This is a genomic window from Citrobacter sp. Igbk 17 (assembly GCF_028069775.1).
Lineage (GTDB): Bacteria > Pseudomonadota > Gammaproteobacteria > Enterobacterales > Enterobacteriaceae > Citrobacter.
The window spans coordinates 76,245-98,131 of record NZ_JANEWI010000007.1; the positions used below are offsets into that span (position 1 = coordinate 76,245).

The 21,887-nt window shown below is 52.7% G+C and carries 16 protein-coding genes; 9 read left to right on the forward strand and 7 right to left on the reverse strand.

Annotation, left to right across the window (positions count from 1 at the left end; translation table 11 throughout):
• Positions 1–52: 52 nt before the first annotated feature.
• Complete coding sequence (locus NNO08_RS06335; RefSeq protein WP_271449166.1) at positions 53–1,390, reverse strand: hemolysin family protein; 1,338 nt, start codon at positions 1,388–1,390, stop codon at positions 53–55.
• 296 nt (positions 1,391–1,686) lie between these two features.
• Positions 1,687–2,325, reverse strand: coding sequence for a peptide-methionine (S)-S-oxide reductase MsrA (gene msrA, locus NNO08_RS06340; protein ID WP_271449167.1), 639 nt, complete (start codon positions 2,323–2,325; stop codon positions 1,687–1,689).
• A gap of 212 nt (positions 2,326–2,537) precedes the next feature.
• Here msrA and tamA point away from each other — a divergent pair, with 212 nt between their 5' ends.
• From tamA to NNO08_RS06355, 3 genes are read left to right on the forward strand one after another with little or no spacing between them, the layout of a single operon-like run.
• Positions 2,538–4,271, forward strand: coding sequence for an autotransporter assembly complex protein TamA (tamA, locus tag NNO08_RS06345; RefSeq protein ID WP_271449168.1), 1,734 nt, complete (start codon positions 2,538–2,540; stop codon positions 4,269–4,271).
• A complete protein-coding gene (tamB, locus tag NNO08_RS06350) occupies positions 4,268–8,044 on the forward strand; it encodes an autotransporter assembly complex protein TamB (protein WP_271456362.1) in 3,777 nt (1,258 codons plus the stop codon). Before tamA ends, tamB begins: the two co-directional genes overlap by 4 nt.
• 2 nt (positions 8,045–8,046) lie before the next feature.
• A complete protein-coding gene (locus NNO08_RS06355; RefSeq protein ID WP_048212859.1) occupies positions 8,047–8,391 on the forward strand; it encodes a gamma-glutamylcyclotransferase family protein in 345 nt (114 codons plus the stop codon).
• Positions 8,392–8,448: 57 nt separating this feature from the next.
• Here the strand turns inward: NNO08_RS06355 and NNO08_RS06360 are convergent, their stop codons facing one another.
• The 3 genes from NNO08_RS06360 to ppa form a co-directional block, all read right to left on the reverse strand.
• A complete protein-coding gene (locus NNO08_RS06360; protein ID WP_271456363.1) occupies positions 8,449–10,458 on the reverse strand; it encodes a TonB-dependent receptor domain-containing protein in 2,010 nt (669 codons plus the stop codon).
• Between the two features lie 86 nt (positions 10,459–10,544).
• On the reverse strand, positions 10,545–11,615 hold the full coding sequence (gene yncE / locus NNO08_RS06365; RefSeq protein WP_271456364.1) for a 7-bladed beta-propeller protein YncE: 1,071 nt from the start codon (positions 11,613–11,615) through the stop codon (positions 10,545–10,547).
• Positions 11,616–11,824: 209 nt separating this feature from the next.
• On the reverse strand, positions 11,825–12,352 hold the full coding sequence (gene ppa / locus NNO08_RS06370; RefSeq protein WP_005134479.1) for an inorganic diphosphatase: 528 nt from the start codon (positions 12,350–12,352) through the stop codon (positions 11,825–11,827).
• A 309-nt stretch (positions 12,353–12,661) separates the two neighbouring features.
• On the opposite strand from ppa, the gene ytfQ reads away from it, so the two are divergent.
• The 5 genes from ytfQ (at position 12,662) to NNO08_RS06395 (ending at position 18,464) form a co-directional block, all read left to right on the forward strand.
• Positions 12,662–13,618 (forward strand): galactofuranose ABC transporter substrate-binding protein YtfQ, encoded by a 957-nt coding sequence (ytfQ, locus tag NNO08_RS06375; protein WP_048212856.1) that lies wholly within the window; start codon positions 12,662–12,664, stop codon positions 13,616–13,618.
• Between the two features lie 103 nt (positions 13,619–13,721).
• Positions 13,722–15,224, forward strand: a complete 1,503-nt coding sequence (gene ytfR, locus NNO08_RS06380) for a galactofuranose ABC transporter, ATP-binding protein YtfR (RefSeq protein WP_271456365.1) — start codon at positions 13,722–13,724, stop codon at positions 15,222–15,224.
• A 13-nt stretch (positions 15,225–15,237) separates the two neighbouring features.
• A complete protein-coding gene (ytfT, locus tag NNO08_RS06385) occupies positions 15,238–16,260 on the forward strand; it encodes a galactofuranose ABC transporter, ATP-binding protein YtfT (protein ID WP_271440306.1) in 1,023 nt (340 codons plus the stop codon).
• Entirely contained in the window at positions 16,247–17,248 is a 1,002-nt protein-coding gene (gene yjfF, locus NNO08_RS06390) for a galactofuranose ABC transporter, permease protein YjfF (protein ID WP_271456366.1), read from the forward strand. The genes ytfT and yjfF overlap by 14 nt, the downstream gene beginning before the upstream one ends.
• Positions 17,249–17,351: 103 nt before the next feature.
• Entirely contained in the window at positions 17,352–18,464 is a 1,113-nt protein-coding gene (locus tag NNO08_RS06395; protein WP_271456367.1) for a methyl-accepting chemotaxis protein, read from the forward strand.
• Positions 18,465–18,589: 125 nt separating this feature from the next.
• On the opposite strand, the gene fbp is transcribed toward NNO08_RS06395, so the two are convergent.
• A complete protein-coding gene (gene fbp / locus NNO08_RS06400; RefSeq protein ID WP_271440309.1) occupies positions 18,590–19,588 on the reverse strand; it encodes a class 1 fructose-bisphosphatase in 999 nt (332 codons plus the stop codon).
• Between the two features lie 175 nt (positions 19,589–19,763).
• Here fbp and mpl point away from each other — a divergent pair, with 175 nt between their 5' ends.
• Positions 19,764–21,140, forward strand: coding sequence for a UDP-N-acetylmuramate:L-alanyl-gamma-D-glutamyl-meso-diaminopimelate ligase (gene mpl, locus NNO08_RS06405; RefSeq protein WP_271449173.1), 1,377 nt, complete (start codon positions 19,764–19,766; stop codon positions 21,138–21,140).
• A 99-nt stretch (positions 21,141–21,239) separates the two neighbouring features.
• Here the strand turns inward: mpl and yjgA are convergent, their stop codons facing one another.
• Positions 21,240–21,791, reverse strand: a complete 552-nt coding sequence (gene yjgA / locus NNO08_RS06410) for a ribosome biogenesis factor YjgA (protein ID WP_137378430.1) — start codon at positions 21,789–21,791, stop codon at positions 21,240–21,242.
• Positions 21,792–21,887: the final 96 nt, after the last annotated feature.

Here is a 21,887-nt window from a genome sequence, read left to right on the forward strand (position 1 = left end):
CAGTAGTTAAAAAAACGGCTCCTGATGGGAGCCGTTGATGTTTCTGGCGGGATTACGCCTTGGTCTCTTCTTTTGCATCCGGCAGTTTCGGTACCAGGACGCTCGGTTTACTGTCCAGACGTGTTACCAGCAGCTGATCGATCTTGTAGTTATCGATATCCACCACTTCAAATTTGTAGCCTGAGAACTTCACTGAATCGGTGCGTTTCGGGATTTTACGCAGCATGAACATCATGAAACCGCCGATGGTTTCATAGTTACCGGACTGCGGGAACTCGTCGATATCCAGCACACGCATCACGTCATCAATCGGCGTACCGCCGTCAATCAGCCATGAATTCTCATCACGCGCGACGATCTGTTCTTCCAGACCCTGGCCGACTAAGTCACCCATCAGCGTCGTCATTACGTCATTAAGCGTAATAATCCCCACCACCAGTGCATACTCGTTCATGATGACGGCAAAGTCTTCACCTGCGGTTTTGAAGCTTTCCAGCGCTTCTGAGAGCGTCAGCGTATCCGGCACAATCAGCGTGTTGCGGATCTGCACGCCGCTATTCAGCGCCATGCTTTGGTTTGCCAGTACGCGATTAAGCAAGTCTTTGGAATCCACATAGCCAATGATGTGGTCGATATCTTCATTACAGACCAGAAACTTGGAATGCGGATGTTCCGCCACCTTGTTCTTCAGGCTCTGTTCGTCTTCGTGCAGATCAAACCAGATAACGTTTTCGCGCGAGGTCATTGAAGACGGCACGGTACGGGATTCCAGTTCAAATACGTTTTCGATCAGCTCATGTTCCTGCTTGCGCAGAACCCCTGCCAATGCGCCGGCTTCTACTACGGCGTAGATATCGTCCGAAGTGATGTCATCTTTACGCACCATCGGGATCTTAAACAGACGGAAAATGTTATTTGCCAGGCCATTAAAGAACCATACCAGCGGGCGGAACACGAGCAGACAGAAGCGCATCGGGTTGATGATACGCAAAGCCACAGCTTCTGGCGCAATCATACCGATGCGTTTCGGGGTTAAATCCGCGAACAGGATGAACAGGCCAGTCACCAGGGAGAACGACAGAATAAAGCTCAATTGTTCGGACAGCTCTGGGGCAAAGTATTTCGAGAACAGACCGTTAAATGCCGGTGAAAACGCTGCGTCACCGACGATACCGCCAAGAATAGCAACCGCATTAAGACCAATTTGCACGACGGTAAAGAACATGCCGGGGTTTTCCTGCATCTTCAAAACACGCTGTGCATTTACGTTGCCTTCATCGGCAAGCAACTTAAGTTTTATTTTGCGTGATGCGGCAAGCGAGATCTCGGATATCGAGAAAAACGCACTCACGGCGATCAGGCAGAGAATGACTAAAATACTGTTTAACATATCTTATCCAGCGTTACGCCAGATCCTCGGAAGGGAGAAGTTGGTACTCGTCGTCTTTCAAGCAGCAGGGGCGTTGGAGCCAGCGCTAGCGCTGTTCAAAACACCTATGACGTTTTGTCCTGCAACCCGAAATCCATAAAGTATAAATCCAATGGAAAATTCATTGAAAACCTGCTCGTGGAGTTGAGCCGGTAAATTCAGACGCTAGTATAGCGTAAGGTACTGTAAAGCCGCCAGAGGTCACGTTAAGGGCGTGGAAATGCCCGATAAGCGCTGTGCTATCGGGCCGTTGCGGGTTAATTCTGCGGTGGCAGGCAAACGCCTATGCCGCCAATGCCACAGTATCCATAAGGGTTTTTATGCAGATACTGCTGATGATCGTCCTCGGCGTAGTAGAACGGGGTCGCCGTGCTGATTTCCGTCGTAATCTTGCGTTCGTCGCCCGCTGCAGTCATTGCCGCCTGAAAGCGTTCAAGGCTGGCCTGCGCGGCTGCGCTTTGCTCCGGGGTTAGTGGATAAATCGCGGAACGGTACTGAGTGCCCTGGTCGTTACCCTGACGCATACCCTGCGCCGGGTCATGATTTTCCCAGAACACCTGCAGCAGTTGTTCGTAGCTGATAACATGCGGGTCATAGACGATGCGTACCGCTTCGGCATGGCCCGTATCACCAGAGCACACTTCCCGATAGGTTGGGTTAGGGGTATAGCCACCGGTGTATCCGGCTGCTGTGCTGTATACCCCTGGTAGTGACCAGAATAAGCGCTCCACGCCCCAGAAACATCCCATGGCGAAGAGGGCTATCTCCATGCCGTCGGGCACGTTGGTCATCGAATGCTGATTAACCGCATGCAACGTTGCTACCGGCATCGGGGTATTGCGTCCAGGTAGCGCATCTGCTTGAGTAACAAGATGCTTTCTATCAAATAAACTCATGGCCGTTCTCCCGAAATCAGTCATTTGGGTTAAGGTTGTAACGAGACGCGTCTTTGCCCACAATAAATAGTGTGAATGCGTCTAGAGTTAAACATAAGAAATATTTGGGTTGTCGTCTGTTTTTCAACTCTTATTGTTGATTTTTTGTTAAGCCGAGGAACGGCATAGTATTTTTTTCCAGGGGTGGGAAAAAAGGATATTCAGGAGAAAATGTGCCACATATCCGTCAGTTATGTTGGGTGGGATTACTGTGCTTAAGTGGCTCCGCCGCCGCTGCGAATGTTCGCTTACAGGTCGAAGGATTATCAGGACCGCTGGAGAAAAACGTCCGTGCGCAGCTGTCCACGATTCAGAGTGACGAAGTCACACCAGACCGGCGTTTTCGTGCGCGCGTTGATGATGCTATCCGCGAAGGGCTAAAAGCGCTGGGCTACTTTGAGCCGACCATTGATTTTGAGTTACGTCCACCACCGGCGAAAGGACGTCAGGTGCTGATTGCTAAAGTGACGCCCGGCGAGCCGGTGCTGATTGGCGGCACCGAGGTGATTCTGCGCGGCGGCGCGCGTACGGACAAAGATTACCTGGATCTGCTGAAGACGCGTCCGGCTATTGGCACCGTGCTGAATCAAGGCGATTATGACAGCTTCAAAAAGTCGCTCACCAGTGTGGCGTTGCGTAAAGGCTATTTCGACAGCGAATTTAATAAAAGTCAGCTCGGAATTGCACTCGATCGCCGCCAGGCATTCTGGGATATTGATTACAACAGCGGAGAGCGTTACCGCTTTGGCCATGTCACTTTTGAAGGTTCGCAAATTCGCGATGAGTACCTGCAAAACCTGGTGCCGTTCAAAGAGGGTAAAGAGTACGAGTCGAAAGATCTGGCTGAGCTAAACCGTCGCCTTTCGGCAACCGGATGGTTTAATTCCGTGGTGGTGGCGCCTGAATTTGATAAAGCCCGTGAAACTAAAGTACTGCCGCTAAAAGGCGTGGTCTCGCCGCGCACCGAAAATACCATTGAAACCGGGGCCGGCTACTCGACTGACGTTGGGCCGCGGTTGAAAACCTCGTGGAAAAAGCCGTGGATGAACTCCTACGGCCATAGCCTGACCACCAGTGCCAGTATTTCTGCGCCAGAGCAGGTCCTTGATTTCAGCTATAAAATGCCGTTGTTAAAGAACCCGCTGGAGCAGTATTACCTGGTGCAGGGGGGATTTAAGCGTACCGATTTAAACGACACCGAACAGGACTCTACCACGCTCGCGGTCTCCCGCTACTGGGATCTGTCGAGTGGCTGGCAGCGTGCAATCAACCTGCGCTGGAGCCTCGACCACTTTACCCAGGGTGACGTCACCAACACGACGATGCTGCTCTATCCGGGCGTGATGATTAGCCGGACGCGCTCGCGCGGCGGCCTGATGCCTGTCTGGGGGGATTCCCAGCGCTATTCCATTGACTATTCCAATACGGCCTGGGGTTCAGACGTTGATTTCTCCGTCTTCCAGGCGCAGAACGTCTGGATCCGTACATTGTACGACAAACACCGTTTTGTGATGCGCGGTAACCTCGGCTGGATCGAAACCGGTGACTTCGACAAAGTCCCGCCGGATCTGCGTTTCTTCGCCGGGGGCGACCGCAGTATCCGCGGCTATAAATACAAATCTATTTCGCCTGAAGGCAGTGACGGTAAGCTGAAAGGGGCCTCGAAGCTGGCGACCGGTTCGCTGGAATATCAATACAACGTGACCGGGAAATGGTGGGGCGCGATGTTTGTCGATAGCGGTGAAGCGGTCAGCGATATCCGCAGAAGCGATTTCAAAACCGGTGCCGGGGTCGGTGTACGCTGGCAGTCGCCGGTGGGGCCTATCAAGCTCGACTTTGCCGTCCCTGTAGGCGACAAAGATGAACATGGTTTACAGTTTTACATCGGTCTGGGGCCTGAATTATGAGTTTATGGAAGAAGATAAGCCTCGGGGTGCTGGTTTTTATCCTGCTGTTGTTAGGTACCGTCGCTTTCCTGGTGGGGACAACCTCCGGTCTGCATCTGGTCTTCAAGGCAGCTAATCGCTGGGTGCCTGGGCTGGAGATTGGCCAGGTTACCGGCGGCTGGCGGGATCTGTCGCTGAAAAATATCCGCTACGACCAGCCCGGTGTGGCGGTAAATGCCGGTGAAGTACATCTGGCGGTGGGACTCAACTGCCTGTGGAACAGCAGCCTGTGCGTCAACGATCTGTCGCTGAAAGATATCAACGTGGCGATCGACAGTAAAAAGATGCCGCCTTCCGCGCCGGTTGCAGAAGAAGAGAGCGGGCCGCTCAACCTTTCCACGCCTTATCCCATCACGCTTTCACACGTGGCGCTTAACAACATCAATATCAAAATTGATGACACCACGGTTTCCGTCCTGGATTTCACGTCCGGCCTCAATTGGCAGGAAAAAACGTTGACCCTGAAGCCTACGTCATTACAGGGGCTGCTGATCGCGCTGCCTAAAGTAGCAGATGTGGCGCAGGAAGAGGTTGTCGAACCGAAGATTCAACATCCGCAGCCGGACGAAAAACCGCTGGGTGAAACGCTAAAAGATCTGTTCTCAAAGCCGGTGCTACCGGAGATGACCGATGTCCATCTGCCGCTGAACCTCAACATTGAAGAGTTTCGTGGCGAGCAGCTGCGCGTGACCGGGGATACAGATTTAACGGTACATAACATGCTGCTGAAAGTGAGCAGCATTGACGGCAACATGAAGCTTGATGCGCTGGATATCGACTCGAATCAGGGAACAGTAAAAGCCAACGGCACGGCGCAGCTCACCGACACATGGCCGGTTGATATTACGTTAAACAGCACACTCAATATCGACCCGTTAAAAGGCGAAAAGGTGAAGCTGAAGGTCGGTGGCGCGCTGCGTGACCAGCTGGAAGTCGGCGTCAATCTGTCTGGCCCGGTTGATATGGACCTGCGTGCGCAAACGCGTCTGGCAGAAGCCGGCTTACCGCTCAATCTGGAAGTGGTGAGTAAACAGGTTTACTGGCCGTTTACCGGCGACAAGCAGTTCCAGGCTGATGATATCAAGCTCAAGCTGACCGGCAAAATGACCGACTACACGTTATCGATGCGCACCGCCGTGAAAGGGCAGGATATCCCTCCGGCCACCATTACGCTGGATGCCAAAGGTAACGAACAACAGATCAATCTCGACAAACTCAGCATTGCGGCGCTGGAAGGAAAAACCGAGCTGAAGGCGCTGGTGGACTGGCAGCAGGCCATTAGCTGGCGCGGAGAGTTGACGCTGGATGGCATCAATACGGCAAAAGAGATCCCTGACTGGCCGTCAAAACTGAATGGTCTGGTGAAAACCCGCGGCAGTCTGTATGGCGGAAGCTGGCAGATGGAGGTTCCGGAACTGAAGCTGACCGGGAATGTGAAACAGAATAAGGTCAATGTGAACGGCTCACTGAAGGGGAATAGCTACCTGCAGTGGACCATTCCAGGCCTACACCTGGAACTGGGGCGCAACAGCGCTGAGGTAAAAGGGGAACTGGGGGTTAAAGATCTCAATCTGGATGCGACGATTGATGCCCCGAGTCTGGATAACGCACTACCGGGGTTAGGTGGTACGGCAAAAGGACTGATTAAAGTTCGCGGTACGGTCGAGGCACCGCAACTGCTGGCGGATATCACCGCCCGTGGTCTGCGCTGGCAGGAACTTTCCGTGGCTCAGGTGCGCGTCGAGGGCGATGTGAAATCAGCTGAGCAAATCGCCGGTAGCCTCAACGTGCGCGTAGAGCGGATTGTGCAACCTGACGTCAATATCGGGCTGGTCACTCTGAACGCGAAAGGCAGTGAAAAGCAGCATGAATTACAGCTACGCATTCAAGGGGAGCCGGTTTCCGGGCAACTGGATCTGGCCGGCAGCTTCGATCGCAAAGAACAGCGTTGGAAAGGGGCGTTGAGCAATACCCGCTTCCAGACGCCGGTCGGTCCGTGGTCGCTTAACCGTGCGATTGCGCTGGATTACCGTAACCAGGAGCAGAAAATCAGCATTGGGCCACACTGCTGGAATAACCCGAATGCGGAACTGTGCGTGCCACAAACGATTGATGCGGGTGCGGAAGGTCGCGCGGTGGTGAATCTGAACCGTTTCGATCTGGCGATGCTGAAACCGTTTATGCCGGATACAACCCAGGCCAGCGGCGTCTTCAGTGGCAAAGCGGATGTGAGCTGGGACACCACCAAAGAGGGGCTGCCGCAGGGACAGGTCACGCTAAGTGGGCGTAACGTGAAGGTCACCCAGAGCGTAAACGATGCTGCGTTACCGGTCGCGTTTGAGACGCTGAACCTGACCGCTGACCTGCACAACAACCGTGCTGAGCTGGGATGGCTGATTCGCCTGACCAATAACGGGCAGTTCGACGGACAGGTGCAGGTAACCGATCCGCAGGGACGACGTAATCTTGGCGGTAATGTGAATATCCGCAACTTCAATCTGGCGATGGTGAATCCCATCTTCTCCAGAGGTGAAAAAGCCGCGGGAATGATCAACGCCAATCTGCGTCTGGGCGGCGATGTGCAAAGTCCGCAGTTGCTTGGACAACTGCAGCTTAGCGGTCTGGATATCGACGGTAACTTTATGCCGTTTGACATGCAGCCCAGCCAGCTGGCTGTGAACTTTAACGGAACGCGTTCGACGTTGGCGGGCGTGGTGCGTACGCAGCAGGGGCAGATTAACCTCAGCGGCGATGCCGACTGGAGCCAGATAGATAACTGGCGGGCGCGTGTTGCAGCCAAAGGCAGTCGCGTGCGTATTACCGTGCCGCCGATGGTTCGTCTGGACGTTTCGCCGGATGTGGTCTTCGAAGCCACGCCGAGCCTGTTTACCCTTGATGGCAACGTGGATGTGCCGTGGGCGCGTATTGTGGTGCATGACCTGCCGGAAAGCGCGGTGGGAGTGTCCAGCGACATGGTGATGCTCAACGACAATCTGCAGCCAGAGAAGCCGCAAAGCGCGGGTATTCCGATCAACAGTAACCTGAACATTCATGTAGGCAACAACGTACGTATCGATGCCTTTGGTCTGAAAGCGCGTCTGACGGGCGATCTGAAAGTTGCACAGGATAAGCAGGGGCTGGGGTTGAACGGGCAGATCAATATCCCGAGCGGGCGTTTCCATGCCTATGGTCAGGATTTGATTGTGCGTAAGGGTGAACTGTTATTCTCCGGTCCGCCGGATCAGCCGTTACTCAACATAGAAGCAATTCGTAACCCAGATGCCACCGAAGACGACGTGATCGCCGGTGTCCGCGTCACTGGTACTGCCGATGAACCGAAGGCGGAGATCTTCTCCGATCCGGCGATGTCGCAGCAAATGGCACTTTCCTATCTGCTACGCGGACAAGGACTCGATAGCGAACAGAGCGATAGTGCGGCGATGACCTCAATGCTTATTGGCCTGGGGGTTGCACAAAGTGGTCAGGTTGTGGGTAAAATCGGGGAGACATTTGGCGTAAGCAATCTGGCACTGGACACGCAAGGGGTGGGTGACTCCTCTCAGGTGGTTGTCAGCGGATACGTACTGCCAGGTCTGCAGGTGAAATATGGTGTGGGTATATTTGACTCCTTAGCGACACTCACGCTACGTTATCGTCTGATGCCTAAGCTATATCTGGAAGCAGTGTCTGGCGTAGATCAGGCACTTGATTTGCTCTATCAGTTCGAGTTTTAGCAATGCGAATATTTGTCTACGGCAGTTTACGAACCAAACAAGGCAACAGCCACTGGATGACCAATGCCCTGTTGCTGGGAAATTTCAGTATCGACAACTACCAGTTGTACAGCCTGGGCCACTATCCAGGCGCCGTTCCGGGAAATGGAACAGTACACGGGGAAGTTTATCGTATTGACAACGCCACGCTGGCAGAGCTTGACGCTCTGCGTACGCGAGGTGGCGAATATGCACGCCAGTTAATTCAGACGCCGTACGGAAGTGCATGGATGTACGTGTACCAACGTTCAGTCGAGGGATTAACGCTGATTGAAAGCGGTAACTGGTTAGACCGAGACCAGTACTGATATATCGCCTACGAGAATAAACAACGCCGCCTTCGGGCGGCGTTGTTTATTTAAGGCTTAAAACTCTACGCGCGCGCCGAGATTATAGCGACGGCCTTCCACCTGAGCGGATTCATTCCACGCGGTAGTCAGCTTCGGATCTTCATCCAACACGTTGTAGACGCCAGCCATCAACTGCGTGTGCTTATTGAGCTGATAACGTACGCCCACATCAACCATTGTGTAGTCATCGTATTTGTAATTATTGCCGCTGTTGCGGTTACTGCTGCGATAGTTCACTGTACTCCACACGTCGAGACTCTGTGTCGCCGCCCAGGTCAGCGACAGATTCGCCATATGACGCGGGTAGTCGTTCAGCGCGTAGCCTTTGTTGACGCCGCTTTTCTGCTCGCTGTGGTTCCAGGTGTAGTTAGCGTTGGCTTTGAGGTCGGCGCTAATTTGCCAGTCGGCATTCAGCTCAATGCCGTATACGTCTGCCTCACTGACGTTAAAGTATTTACTGACGGAATCTGCTTTGTAGCCATTCACCGAGCACTGGTTTGTCGCCGTGGTTTCACAAATGGTTTGTTCAGCGATTTTGTCTTTGAACTGGGTATAGAAGACCGTGCTATCCAGAGCCAGCGCATCGCCCGTCCAGTAGAGACCCAGCTCAGAGTTAACGCTTTTCTCTGGTTTCAGGTCGTCATTACCTACCGTCAGGAATGGATAAGGCACGGTTGAGCCGTAAGGGGTGACGAAGTTGCTGGAGGTCGCGCGTAGCTCCGGCTTTTTATATCCTGCCGAAATACCGCCCTTTAGCGCCCAGGCATCGCTGAAGGCCCAGTTACCGTACATTTTTGGCGTAATATGCGTACCAAAGTTATCGTCCTGATCCATACGTGCCGAGGTGGTCAGGATGAAATCGTCGATACTCCAACCATCTTCAGCAAACAGCGCCCAGCCGTTGCGGCTGATTTTGGTTACCGGCTCTGAGCCGGGCAGCGTTTTGTTAGCCACATCAAAGCGGTCATTTAGCTCTTCGCGGGTAAAATTCGCCCCGATGGTCAGTTTATGGTTGTCGAGTGTAAATGTGGTTTGCGAATTAGCGACATAGTTTTCCATCTGCACATACTGTGGAGTCTGCCCGTTATAGACGTATTTCGAACGGCCTTTCTCGTAGTTAATGTAGTTGGTTGTCGCGATGGTATCGTCTGCGTACCAGCCGGTATGCGTCAGGGTGGCGGCATTACGATCGAACAGCCATGACCACGGGGCACCGCGTTTCTGAGTGCGATTTTTCTCCTGCTCGCCGGTGACCACGTTGAGGTCGAACAGGTTGTTTTCGCTGGCGGCAAGACCCAGCGTCATATCAACGGATTTGCGGTTGTGTTTGCCGAAATAATTATTGCGATCGTCATCGCGACGGTCGAGCCAGTCGGCCGCCACGCTAAGGCCCAGCACATCGGGCACAATCGGCCCCATGGTAAACAGGTTCATCTGACTGGTATTGCCAAGATACTGGTGTTCCTGAAGCCAGGTATTCGCCGCAATCGCCGTCGTCCAGTCTTTCGCGCCGTACGGTTTTTTGGTGATGACGTTGACCACGCCACCGATAGCGTCTGAACCGTACAGCGAGGACATCGGCCCGCGAATAACCTCGATACGCTCAATGGCCTCCATAGGCGGTAAGAAGTTGGCTTCGGTACCAATATCATGGCCGTAGGGGCGCGACTCACCGGTATTCTGTTTGACGCTGTTAACCATAAAAGCGGTATAGGACGGGTCCATACCGCGGATCATAATGCTGCCCGCGTTCATGCCGCTGCTGTTGGTGACCGAGACACCGGGAAGGTTTTTAATCGCTTCGCCAATGCTACGGTCCGGCTGAATATCCAGCGTTTTACGATCGATAACCGAAATGGTGGCCGGCGCTTCGTGCTTTTGCTGCGAGAACCCGGATGCGGTGATCACCATTTCATCTTCACTATTGCGTGAGGTTTCGGTGAGTTCTTCTGCCTGAGTGGGGAAAATAACACCGCCTGAGAATGCAACGATCCCCGTCAGCGTAATAAGTTGACGCGTTTTCATAATATAAGACACCTGAAAAGTAAAAAAATAAAAGCATCACCTTGCAACCCGGAAAAGCTGCAAGGTGCAAGAAGTATTTTTAATTATTAATATTTAGAGAGATCGACTTTCAGCACGTAGTCGGGTTGTATGCCAATCATTTTTTCCGACTGCTTTACACTGACATACAGGGTGTTAGCATCTGCCGAAAGCGCGAGGCTGTTAGGTAAGGCCTTGGTTTCAATGCTTTGTTTTACCTGATAAGTCTTGCTGTCCACAATGCTGATGCGCTTTGCATTACGGTGGGTGATATAAACTTCCTGGCGTTTTTCGTTATATAGCACGGCTAAAGAATTAATGACCTTAATTGGTGCAATAACTTTTCCATTATTAATGTCGACAACCAGAACATCAGCCAGATCAGGATCGGTCAGAAACGCACGATTATTTTTTGCATCAAGCGCAATATTCAGGAAGAAATGTTTTTTGTCAGATTCAATGGTAAAACGGTTAATAATTTTTTGGCTGGTGGTATCCAGTGTAATCAGTTCATTTCGGCCATTCACGACATACAAGCGATCTTTATCAGCATCGACGGCCATACCGGTTGGGTACTGACCCATGTTTTCAAGAGTGGCAATTTTTTCACGTTTTTGCGTATCCACGACCCAGACAATGCCTTTTTCAGCCACGCCGGAGACATACAGGCGGTGATGCTGTTTATCGAGCACCATTTCACGGGTATGGACAATATCTTTCGGGTTGCTGGCTTCGCTCAGTTGCAGTATCGCCAGCTCTTTACCGCTGCGGGTATCGATTAAGGTGACTGAACCTTCCAGCGTATTACCGACATACAGTACCTGGTTCTCTTCATCCAGCGCGGTGGCGAAGGCGCGGCGGCTGGTCTTGATGACTTCGGTGGTTGTGAGTTTTTCCAGATCGAGTTTGTAGATAAGCCCGCTGGTTTTGTCTTTATCAAATGACGGAGACGAAGCGGCAAAAAGCGTGTTCTGCTGACTATCAACCGCCAGTTCATACACGCCGTTACCGACATCGTGGGTCAGAAAATCGTTTTCAGGCAGCGTCTCTGCCGTGCTGGGCAGGCTGGTAAATAACAGCGCCGTGACGAGTGCTACGCCGGAATAGTGTTTCAGGGACTTCACAGTGTGGAGGTTCATTGACTTTTATTCACATTTATTTACGTGTTGCGAATGATAATGAGATCTAATCTCATTCGCAAATAAGATGAATGAAATGTGACTACCCAATCTGGTAGGTCAAAAAGAAACCAGCGGGCTACCGGGAGAATAAAGGGAGGGAAAGTACAGGCATAAAAAAACCCTTACTAACCAGAGGCTGGTGTTCAGGGTTTTCAGTGCAGGCGAAATTATTTCTTCGCGCGCTCGAAGGAAGCAACGATTTCAGCTTTAGCCGCTTCAGCGTTGTCCCAACCGTCAACTTTCACCCATTTGCCCGCTTCGAGGTCTTTATAGTGCTCGAAGAAGTGAGTGATCTGCGCTTTCAGCAGGTCCGGCAGGTCGTTAACATCTTTGATGTGATCGTATTCTTTGCTCAGTTTGGTGTGCGGTACGGCAACCAGTTTCGCATCTTCACCGGATTCGTCGGTCATTTTCAGTACGCCAACCGGACGGCAGCGGATAACTGAACCTGGTTCCAGCGGGTACGGAGTCGGGACCAGAACGTCTACCGGGTCACCATCCAGAGACAGGGTGTGGTTGATGTAACCGTAGTTGCACGGATAGAACATCGCGGTGGACATGAAGCGGTCAACGAACAGGGCGCCGCTCTCTTTGTCAACTTCGTATTTGATCGGATCTGCGTTTGCAGGGATCTCGATAACAACGTAGATATCTTCCGGCAGATCTTTACCGGCAGGGACGTTGAGTAAGCTCATGTCTGTTTCCTTTAAATAAGCTATGGCAAACAAGTGGCGGGTATTATAGCCAACTCGCGCCGAATGTCTCCGCTTGTTTTCGATTTCGCGGCGCACATTTTCTTCTTTTTTCTTCTCTTTCGTGACAGAAAAATCCATATCTTCAGCCACATTTTTCATAGTGATATGAAAGCGATTACAAAGTTGTGATTAACGTTTTATTTACTTTTTTGAAGTGTGATGTAACGCAATTCGTTACATGCTCAATTGTCTATAGTTTTTTCGCGACTGTTTATTAACCAACAATAATCCCCCTACGAGGACGCACTTATGTGGAAGCGCTTACTTTTAGTCACAGCAGTTTCGACAGCCATGTCGTCTATGGCATTGGCAGCCCCTTTAACCGTAGGATTTTCGCAGGTTGGCTCTGAATCCGGCTGGCGCGCGGCGGAAACCAATGTGGCGAAAAGCGAGGCCGAAAAGCGTGGTATTACGCTGAAAATCGCTGACGGCCAGCAAAAACAGGAAAACCAGATCAAAGCCGTACGCTCATTTGTTGCACAGGGTGTGGATGCCATCTTTATTGCGCCGGTTGTGGCAACGGGTTGGGAGCCGGTGTTAAAAGAAGCGAAAGATGCCAACATTCCGGTCTTTTTGCTCGATCGTTCCATCGATGTAAAAGACAAATCTCTCTATATGACCACCGTTACTGCCAATAACGTGCTGGAAGGTAAATTAATCGGCGACTGGCTGATTAAAGAGGTGAACGGCAAACCGTGTAACGTGGTTGAGCTGCAAGGGACCGTCGGGGCCAGCGTGGCGATTGACCGTAAAAAAGGTTTTGCCGAAGCCATCGCCAGCGCGCCAAACATCAAAATTATTCGCTCTCAGTCCGGGGACTTCACCCGCAGCAAAGGCAAAGAAGTCATGGAGAGCTTTATCAAAGCTGAAAATAACGGCAAGAACATCTGCATGGTTTACGCTCACAACGATGACATGGTGATCGGGGCTATCCAGGCGATTAAAGAAGCGGGTCTGAAGCCGGGCAAAGATATTCTGACCGGTTCAATCGACGGCGTACCGGATATCTATAAAGCGATGATTGATGGCGAAGCCAACGCCAGCGTCGAGCTGACGCCAAATATGGCAGGGCCGGCATTCGATGCGCTGGAGAAATTCAAGAAAGACGGCACGATGCCTGAGAAGCTGACCATTACCAAATCCATCCTCTATCTGCCTGATACCGCAAAAGAAGAGTTAGAGAAGAAGAAAAACATGGGCTATTAGGCCTTCATGAAAATGCCGGGGGCGCTGCGCTTGCCCGGCCTACATTACGCTCTTTTGTAGGCCGGATAAGCGCAGCGCCATCCGGCGTGATGCAGGGGGAACCATGACCACCGACCAATATCAGGAAATCCTCCGCACCGAAGGATTAAGCAAATTCTTTCCCGGCGTTAAGGCGCTGAATAATGTGGATTTCAGTTTGCGTCGTGGCGAGATTATGGCGCTGCTGGGAGAAAACGGGGCCGGAAAATCGACGCTGATCAAAGCGCTGACCGGCGTTTATCATGCCGATCGCGGCACGATCTGGCTCGAAGGCCAGACTATCTCCCCTAAGAATACTGCTCATGCCCAGCAACTGGGGATTGGCACCGTATATCAGGAAGTAAACCTGCTGCCCAATATGTCGGTGGCAGATAATCTTTTTATTGGTCGTGAGCCGCGACGCTTCGGTTTGTTGCAACGTAAGCAAATGGAAAAACGTGCCACGGAGCTGATGGCGTCTTACGGTTTTTCGCTCGACGTGCGCGAGCCGCTGAACCGCTTTTCGGTGGCGATGCAGCAGATAGTTGCCATCTGTCGGGCGATCGATCTCTCCGCGAAAGTGTTAATTCTCGATGAGCCCACCGCCAGCCTCGACACCCAGGAAGTTGAAATGCTGTTCGGTCTGATGCGCCATCTTCGCGATCGCGGCGTCAGCCTGATCTTCGTCACCCATTTCCTCGATCAGGTTTATCAGGTCAGCGATCGTATCACTGTCCTGCGTAACGGCGGGTTTGTGGGTTGCCGTGAAACCCGCGAGCTGCCACAGATCGAACTGGTGAAAATGATGCTGGGTCGTGAACTGGATACCCATGCACTACAGCGTGCGGGCCGCACCTTGCTGAGTGATAAACCGGTGGCGGCATTCAGTGATTTTGGTAAGAAAGGTACGATTGCACCGTTCGATCTGCAGGTACGCCCCGGCGAGATCGTTGGGCTGGCGGGGCTGCTGGGATCGGGACGAACAGAAACGGCGGAAGTGATCTTTGGTATTAAACCCGCAGACAGCGGCAGTGCGCTGATCAAAGGTAAACCGCAGGTGCTGCGATCGCCGCATCAGGCTTCGTGTCTGGGGATCGGCTTCTGCCCGGAGGATCGCAAAACGGATGGCATCATCGCCGCGGCTTCGGTACGGGAAAATATCATTCTGGCCCTGCAGGCGCAGAGAGGCTGGCTGCGGCCTATCCCGCGGAAAGAACAAAACGAGATCGCCGAGCGCTTTATTCGTCAGCTCGGTATCCGCACCCCCAACGCTGAACAGCCGATTGAGTTTCTCTCCGGCGGCAATCAGCAAAAAGTCTTGCTCTCGCGCTGGTTGCTGACCAAACCGCAGTTCTTGATCCTTGATGAACCCACGCGGGGGATCGACGTCGGTGCGCATGCCGAGATTATCCGCCTGATCGAAACGCTGTGCGCGGATGGTCTGGCGCTACTGGTGATTTCATCCGAACTGGAAGAGTTAGTGGGCTATGCCGATCGGGTCATTATTATGCGCGATCGCAAACAGGTGGCCGAGATCCCACTGGCTGAATTGTCCGTACCGGCGATCATGAACGCTATTGCGGCCTAAGGAGACTATGGTGATGCCTCAATCTCTCCCTCAATCCAATCCGCCTGAGCGGCGGTTTCGCTGGCCAAAGGGAATGCCGCAACTGGTGGCGCTGCTGTTGGTGCTGCTGGTGGATAGCCTGGTCGCGCCGCACTTTTATCAGGTCATTTTGCAAGATGGCCGCTTGTTCGGCAGCCCGATTGATATTCTCAACCGCGCCGCGCCCGTGGCGCTGCTGGCGATTGGTATGACGCTGGTGATTGCCACTGGCGGCATCGATCTGTCCGTTGGGGCGGTGATGGCTATTGCAGGGGCGACAACCGCTGCGATGACGGTTGCCGGGCACAGCTTACCCGTGGTGCTGCTTGCTGCCTTAGGCTCCGGCCTTCTGGCGGGATTGTGGAACGGGATTCTGGTGGCGATCCTCAAGATCCAACCGTTTGTCGCGACGCTGATCCTGATGGTCGCCGGGCGTGGGGTGGCGCAGTTGATCACCTCCGGGCAGATCGTCACCTTCAACTCACCTGATCTGTCGTGGTTTGGCAGCGGCTCGCTGTTGCTTTTCCCCACGCCGGTAATTATTGCATTGCTAACGCTGGTAGTGTTCTGGTTGCTGACACGAAAAACGGCGCTGGGCATGTTTATTGAAGCGGTAGGTATCAACATTCGTGCGGCGAAAAATGCCGGGGTCAACACCCGCATCATTGTGATGCTTACCTATGTACTGAGCGGCCTGTGCGCAGCGATTGCCGGCATTATCGTCACCGCGGATATTCGCGGGGCCGATGCCAATAACGCCGGGTTATGGCTGGAGCTGGATGCCATCCTCGCGGTAGTTATTGGCGGTGGCTCGCTGATGGGCGGACGTTTTAACCTGCTGCTATCGGTAATTGGCGCGTTGATCATTCAGGGGATGAACACCGGGATTTTACTGTCGGGCTTCCAGCCGGAACTGAATCAGGTGGTCAAAGCCATCGTGGTGTTGTGCGTGCTGGTCGTGCAGTCACAACGCTTTATCAGCCTGATAAAAGGAGTGCGCGGTCGTGATAAAACGTAATTTACCGCTGATGATCACCCTCGGGGTCTTTATTTTGGGCTACCTCTACTGCCTGACGCAATTTCCGGCTTTTGCCTCCACCCGGGTGATCTGCAATATTCTGACTGATAACGCCTTTTTAGGGATTATCGCCGTGGGTATGACTTTCGTCATTCTCTCCGGGGGGATCGATCTTTCCGTCGGGTCGGTGATTGCCTTTACGGGGGTATTTTTAGCAAAAGCGATTGGTTACTGGGGGATTTCGCCACTGCTGGCGTTTCCTTTGATTCTGGCAATGGGCTGTGCGTTTGGTGCGTTTATGGGGTTGCTGATTGATGCCCTGAAGATCCCTGCATTTATCATTACCCTGGCGGGAATGTTCTTCCTGCGCGGCGTTAGCTATCTGGTTTCCGAAGAGTCGATTCCGATCAACCATCCTGTTTATGACGCCCTCTCCAGTCTGGCATGGAAGATCCCCGGCGGCGGTCGCCTGAGTGCGATGGGATTACTGATGCTAGGGGTCGTCGTCATCGGTATATTCCTGGCGCACCGTACGCGCTTTGGTAATCAGGTTTACGCCATTGGCGGCAACGCCACTTCGGCCAACCTGATGGGCATCTCAACCCGCAGCACCACCATCCGTATCTATATGCTGTCCACCGGGCTTGCGACGCTTGCCGGCATTGTCTTTTCCATTTACACCCAGGCCGGTTATGCGCTGGCAGGTGTCGGAGTAGAACTGGATGCTATCGCCTCGGTGGTGATTGGCGGTACGTTGCTCAGCGGTGGGGTTGGTACGGTTTTGGGTACCTTATTTGGCGTTGCCATTCAGGGGCTGATTCAGACCTATATTAATTTTGATGGCACATTAAGTTCCTGGTGGACAAAAATCGCGATTGGCATTTTATTGTTTATTTTTATTGCCTTACAACGTGGTCTCACGGTGCTTTGGGAAAATCGTCAGAGCTCGCCGGTCACTCGCGTGAGTACGGCTGAAGTACCAAAGTAACATCATGATTTTCCAGAAAACATTTAAATACCTAAACTTTTTCCGGTTGTAGTCGATAGGTTCTGTACAGGTCTGTTTTATCCCTACAACCGGAAATATAACGATGCCAAAATCCCTTTCAATTCGATCAAGTTTGTTGGTGTTATTGTCTCTGCTGACGTTTCTTCTGTTGCTGACCGGCAGTATGGGGCTTTATGCCGCCACCCGTGTTATTAACTCTTTGGTTTATCACGGTATTATGAGTGCTGCCATGTTGGCTGCCATTGCGTTGCTGGCGGTCATTTGGTTTATGCTGCGAAATAAGTTTCTTAAACCCCTGGATAACATTATTGAACAGCTGGAACGTCTGGCGACAGGCGATTTGTCGCCTGTTAGCACGTTATCGGCCAGCGCTGAATTCAACCGCCTTAACGCTGCGATGGATGAAATGCGCCATGCGTTGGGTGATTCTGTGCAGCGTGTGCGTGAAGCCAGCTCGCAAATTGATGTTGGCAGTCGTGAATTGAGCGCAGGCAACCAGCATTTGGCGCAACGTACAGAATCCACCGCCACGTCGCTGGAACAGACCGCTGCCAGTATGGAAGAACTCACCGCGACCGTGAAACAGAACGCGGAAAACGCAGAGCAGGCGCATCAGCTGGCAAAATCGGTATCGGATACCGCCGATCGGGGCAGTGAGATGGTGTGCTATGTAATTGAAAAAATGCGCGATATTTCCGGCAGCTCCAGCCGAATTGCCGATATCCTCAGTGTGATTGACGGTATTGCTTTCCAGACCAATATCCTGGCACTCAATGCCTCCGTTGAAGCGGCGCGCGCGGGTGAGCAAGGCCGTGGTTTTGCGGTGGTAGCAGGGGAAGTACGCAATCTTGCCAGCCGTAGCGCCGAGGCGGCAAAAGAGATCCGTACATTGATCAGTGATTCCCATACGCATGTGGGTGAGGGAAGTGAATTGGCGCAACAGGCGGGGGAGACCATGGATGAAATCGCGACCGAGGTTATGCGTATGACCAAGCTGATGCGTGAAATTGCCAGCGCGTCTCAGGAGCAGAGCCGTGGGATTGAGCAGGTGAATATTGCGGTGAGTCAGATGGATGAAACGGCGCAGCAGAACGCGGCGTTGGTACAGCAGTCTTCAGCGGCTACCCGCTCGTTGGAAGAGCAGTCTTCAGCGCTAATCGAAGCCATGGCCGTATTTAAGCTACAGACAGTCTAACCGAACGTAGGATTTTGTAGGCCGGATAAAGGCGTTTACGCCGCCATCCGGCAATATCACCGCATCGTGCCGGATGACGCTTCGCTTATCCGGCCTACAACGCGTTATAGGCCGGGATGTTGCGCTTACGCGTCCGGGAACTCGCGGATAAAGCGCTCTACATCGTCGACCATATGGTCATTACCGACGAAGAAGGAGCGACGCTGGTGCAGGCTTTCTGGGGTGATATCCAGAATACGGTCTTTACCATCGCTTGCCTTGCCGCCCGCTTGCTCGGCCAGGAAGGCCATCGGGTTGCATTCGTACAGTAGACGCAGTTTCCCTTGCGGGTGGCTGGCGGTGCTTGGGTACAGATAGATCCCACCTTTCAGCAGGTTGCGATGGAAATCGGCAACCAGAGAGCCAATGTAGCGCGAGGTATACGGGCGCTGAGTGGCCTTATCTTCTTCCTGGCAGAATTTAATGTATTTCTTCACGCCGTTCGGGAATTTGATGTAGTTGCCTTCGTTAATGGAGTAAGTGCTCCCCTTGGCCGGGAAGCGCATACGTTCCTGGCTGAGGCAAAATACGCCCAGAGAAGGATCGTAGGTGAAGGCGTGTACGCCACAACCGGTGGTGTACACCAGCATGGTGGATGAACCATAAACAACGTAACCTGCAGCAACCTGTTTGTTGCCCGGCTGCAGGAAATCCTCTTCCGTGACCGGTGTGCCGACAGGGGTTACGCGGCGGTAAATAGAGAAAATCGTACCGACAGAGACGTTTACATCGATGTTGGATGAGCCATCCAGTGGATCCATTAGCACAACGTATTTTGCGTGTTCACAGCCTTCAAAGACGACGATTTCATCTTCTTCTTCTGAGGCAATACCCGCCACGATGTCGCGCGCCTTCAGTGCAGCTTTCAGTTTCTCGTTTGCGAACAGATCGAGTTTTTGTTGCACCTCTCCCTGCACGTTCTCTGCACCGCTGGCACCCAGGATATCGACCAGACCGGCCTTATTGATATCGCGGTGGATGATCTTGGCGCCCAGCTTTATTGCCGACAACAAAGCAGTGAGTTCACCGGTAGCATGAGAAAACTCGTGCTGCTTTTCGACAATAAATTCACCTAACGTTTTCATAACACTTTCCCTGCAATTTATGTGGAGTAAAGCGACCGCAACAATATTAACAAATATTTCAGCTATCGCGCTCAGGTGAATCGCGCCAGCAAACTACGGAATATCCTGAAATGCGTTTCTCAGTTGCCAGACATGTGCGTAAAATGGCCCCCAGATTAAAAAAGGATAGTGACGTATGCGCATTCATATTTTGGGAATTTGTGGCACTTTCATGGGCGGTCTGGCGATGCTGGCACGCTCGCTCGGTCATGAAGTAACGGGTTCGGACGCCAATGTGTATCCGCCGATGAGCACCTTACTTGAGAAACAAGGTATTGATCTGATTCAGGGTTACGATGCCAGCCAGCTCGACCCACAACCGGACCTGGTGATCATCGGTAATGCGATGACACGTGGTAATCCCTGCGTGGAAGCGGTGCTGGAGAAGAACATTCCATACATGTCTGGTCCGCAATGGCTGCATGACTTTGTGTTGCGCGATCGCTGGGTACTGGCGGTAGCGGGGACGCACGGTAAAACGACTACGGCGGGAATGGCAACCTGGATCCTCGAGGCCTGTGGTTATAAACCGGGATTCGTGATCGGCGGCGTGCCGGGTAACTTTGAAGTTTCCGCGCGTCTGGGTGAAAGCAACTTTTTCGTGATTGAAGCGGACGAGTACGACTGCGCCTTCTTTGATAAGCGTTCCAAATTTGTGCATTACTGCCCGCGAACCCTGATCCTCAACAACCTTGAGTTCGATCACGCGGACATCTTTGACGATCTGAAAGCGATTCAGAAACAGTTCCATCACCTGGTGCGTATCGTGCCGGGTCAGGGACGCATCATCTACCCGGAAAACGACATCAATCTGAAACAGACGATGGCGATGGGATGCTGGAGCGAACAGGAGCTGGTGGGCGAGCAGGGTCACTGGCAGGCGAAAAAACTGACCACCGATGCTTCCGAGTGGGAAGTGTGGCTGGACGGTGAAAAAGTGGGTGAAGTTAAGTGGGGCCTGGTAGGCGAACACAACATGCACAATGGCCTGATGGCGATTGCGGCAGCCCGTCACGTGGGGGTGCTGCCAGCCGATGCGGCGAATGCGCTAGGCTCGTTCATTAACGCTCGTCGTCGTCTTGAACTGCGTGGTGAAGCGCACGGCGTGACGGTGTATGACGATTTTGCCCACCACCCAACCGCAATTCTGGCAACGCTTGCGGCGCTGCGCGGGAAAGTGGGCGGCACGGCACGCATTATTGCGGTGCTGGAACCTCGCTCTAACACCATGAAAATGGGACTGTGCAAAGACGATCTCGCGCCATCATTAGGCCGCGCGGACGAAGTATTCCTGCTGCAACCACCGCATATTCCGTGGCAGGTAGCGGAAGTCGCTGAAGCCTGTGTCCAGCCAGCTCACTGGAGTGGTGATGTGGATGCGCTGGCGGATATGGTAGTGAAAACCGCACAACCCGGCGATCATATCCTGGTAATGAGCAACGGTGGTTTTGGCGGTATTCATCAAAAACTGCTGGATGGTCTGGCGAAGAAAGCTCAGGCAGAAGAAGAGTAAAAAAATGCCCGGTGGCGCTACGCTTACCGGGCCTACAACGGATAGTAGGCCGGATAAGGTGTTTGCACCGCCATCCGGCACTTTCGGCGGACGAAGAGGTTAGGCCTCGTTTTCCGCCAGTTCACGCAGATACTGGAAGATCTGACGTGCTGATTTCGGCGGCTTGTTGCCTTCTTTCTCTTTCTTCGCATTACGAACCAGAGAGCGAAGCTGCTGGCGATCGGCGGTTGGCCACAGGTTCAGCACTTCTTCTACGGCATCATCACCTTCGACGATCAGGCGATCGCGCAGTTGCTCAAGCTTGTGAAACAGTACAACCTGTTGGTTGTGGCGGTTTTTCAGCTTGTCCAGTGCCTGGCGGATTGGATCGACATCGCGCTGGCGCAACATCTTACCAATGAGCTGCAGCTGGCGGCGGCGTCCTTCCATCTTAATACGCTGGGCCAACTCAATTGCGGCACGTAAATCCGCATCGAGCGGGATTTTATCCAGCGCGTTTTTCCCCAGTTCGACCAGTTCCACACCCAGGCGTTTTAACTCCTCGGCGTCACGTTTAATTTCACTTTTACTGACCCAGATAATTTCATCGTCTTCGTCTTCGATGTCATCACCGGGAACGTCGTCGAGCCAGTCTTCGGGCTGCTTAGTCATGTCAGGCTCCTTAAAAAAAAAGAGGCTAATGTTACCAGTTAAGATGCGCACTGAAAAACGGTTCTCTGTTAGACTTCAGAGAAACTCTCTCTACAT

Bases quoted from the DNA above. Each gene is read 5' to 3' on its own strand.
- NNO08_RS06335 (WP_271449166.1), bottom strand. From the start codon at position 1,390: ATGTTAAACAGTATTTTAGTCATTCTCTGCCTGATCGCCGTGAGTGCG.
- msrA (WP_271449167.1), bottom strand. From the start codon at position 2,325: ATGAGTTTATTTGATAGAAAGCATCTTGTTACTCAAGCAGATGCGCTA.
- tamB (WP_271456362.1), top strand. From the start codon at position 4,268: ATGAGTTTATGGAAGAAGATAAGCCTCGGGGTGCTGGTTTTTATCCTG.
- NNO08_RS06355 (WP_048212859.1), top strand. From the start codon at position 8,047: ATGCGAATATTTGTCTACGGCAGTTTACGAACCAAACAAGGCAACAGC.
- NNO08_RS06360 (WP_271456363.1), bottom strand. From the start codon at position 10,458: ATGAAAACGCGTCAACTTATTACGCTGACGGGGATCGTTGCATTCTCA.
- yncE (WP_271456364.1), bottom strand. From the start codon at position 11,615: ATGAACCTCCACACTGTGAAGTCCCTGAAACACTATTCCGGCGTAGCA.
- ppa (WP_005134479.1), bottom strand. From the start codon at position 12,352: ATGAGCTTACTCAACGTCCCTGCCGGTAAAGATCTGCCGGAAGATATC.
- ytfQ (WP_048212856.1), top strand. From the start codon at position 12,662: ATGTGGAAGCGCTTACTTTTAGTCACAGCAGTTTCGACAGCCATGTCG.
- ytfR (WP_271456365.1), top strand. From the start codon at position 13,722: ATGACCACCGACCAATATCAGGAAATCCTCCGCACCGAAGGATTAAGC.
- ytfT (WP_271440306.1), top strand. From the start codon at position 15,238: ATGCCTCAATCTCTCCCTCAATCCAATCCGCCTGAGCGGCGGTTTCGC.
- NNO08_RS06395 (WP_271456367.1), top strand. From the start codon at position 17,352: ATGCCAAAATCCCTTTCAATTCGATCAAGTTTGTTGGTGTTATTGTCT.
- fbp (WP_271440309.1), bottom strand. From the start codon at position 19,588: ATGAAAACGTTAGGTGAATTTATTGTCGAAAAGCAGCACGAGTTTTCT.
- mpl (WP_271449173.1), top strand. From the start codon at position 19,764: ATGCGCATTCATATTTTGGGAATTTGTGGCACTTTCATGGGCGGTCTG.
- yjgA (WP_137378430.1), bottom strand. From the start codon at position 21,791: ATGACTAAGCAGCCCGAAGACTGGCTCGACGACGTTCCCGGTGATGAC.